This is a genomic window from Moorena sp. SIO4E2 (genome assembly GCF_010671945.1).
GTDB lineage: Bacteria > Cyanobacteriota > Cyanobacteriia > Cyanobacteriales > Coleofasciculaceae > Moorena > Moorena producens.
In genome coordinates this window covers 1-1,440 of the sequence record NZ_JAAHIE010001202.1, presented here as the reverse complement: position 1 = coordinate 1,440, position 1,440 = coordinate 1, and the positions used below count along the sequence as shown (strand labels likewise).

The 1,440-nt window shown below is 39.4% G+C and carries 1 protein-coding gene and 1 pseudogene; one reads left to right on the top strand and one right to left on the bottom strand.

Annotated features, from left to right (window positions below):
- Positions 1–360 (top strand): annotated as a pseudogene (locus F6K37_RS42200) (NTPase); the annotation flags it as partial.
- 510 nt (positions 361–870) lie between these two features.
- Here the strand turns inward: F6K37_RS42200 and F6K37_RS42195 are convergent.
- Positions 871–1,290, bottom strand: coding sequence for a hypothetical protein (locus F6K37_RS42195; protein WP_287257193.1), 420 nt, complete (start codon positions 1,288–1,290; stop codon positions 871–873).
- Positions 1,291–1,440 lie beyond the last annotated feature (150 nt).

Below are 1,440 nucleotides of genomic sequence, written 5' to 3'. Positions count from 1 at the left end.
GAACAGTTAGCTCAAGGTTACCAAGACCACCCAGATACCTTAGCCATACTTCAAGAATCGGTTCGTTCTGATAAAGATTCCTGGCTGCGAAGTACAGCAATTGAACAGTTAGCTCAAGCTTGGCACGCTCAGCCTTGGTTATGGGAATTTTTATGCGATCGCAGTCTCAATGACCCCTTTGAGCGTGATCAAGACGAGGATTACGACAATGTCAATCCTCGACAAGTAGCCCTTAATGTCATCCTCGAATATTATCCTAACCATTCCCAAACCCGATCCTTATTGCAGGATAGAGCAGAGCATGACCCTGATCCTAAACTGCGGGAGTTTGCTCAGCGGCAATTAGCAAAGTTACGCTAGTTCTGATAGTAATCAAGTATACAGAATGTTTTACCTGTTATCTGTTTACTAAAATTCTTAACTGATTTACCTCACCCAATTGATAACTGCTAGCTATTATCAATAAGCTCTTAAAAAGGCTTGATAAGTATTATGAAATATAGTAAATTGCTTAACAGCAAGTAAATACTCCCAAAGTCTAAAACCTTGGGAGAGTCATTTTAGGTTACATTAAATCCAGTCTAGCATCCCTATTTTAATTGTGAAAATAAAACCATGGGAATAGATTCTAATTTAGAATGTAGAATTGAGAATTGAGAATTTGTAAGCAGGTATACAAAATTGATTACACATTTAACAAAACTCAAAACCTTACAATGTAAGGATTACAAAAATTGAGATTAGGTAATTAATTCTGTGTAGGTGTTTAATTCTACATTCTACCTTCTACATTCTTAATTCTACATTCTACCTTCTACATTCTTAATTCTACATTCTTAATTCTACATTCTTAATTCTACATTCTTAATTCTACATTCTGCCTTCAAGACCCTTCAACAACAATCGCTCCAATAACGGTTTAGGAATTGTCTCGAAATCCTCCAACAAGAGATCCATAATGGCCAGATGGCGCAAGTGAGCAGGAGTAGGAGGGTAACAGCGACGACTGGTGCTAAACCAGCCGTTAACGGTTTGAGTAGAGCAAGAACAGATTAAAGCCATATCTTCCCTAGTCAGGTCCCACTTATTGTAAAACCGTTGCGGTGTCATACCCAATTCGCAGTAACTGTACAGTCGGATTAAGATTTGCTCTCGCTCCGTTATCGGATAGGGATAGGAATTTTCTCCCTTCGACTCCCTCGGTTGTGCAAGCTGTTGGGCAAGCTGTTCCAGGCGCTCCATGGCTTCGTGATAATCGATGGGATGATAAACGAATCGTTTTTTTGGCATGATAGAGTTACCTCCATTTAACTTGGGGGGGAGAGCCGCGCTTCCAGGTTGGTGGCCGATGAGCGCGGCTCTTTTTCCAATGATTATAGTATAACCAATGGCTACTATTCTTGTCAACAATAAAATCAAAAAAATCAAGGTAATTTACAA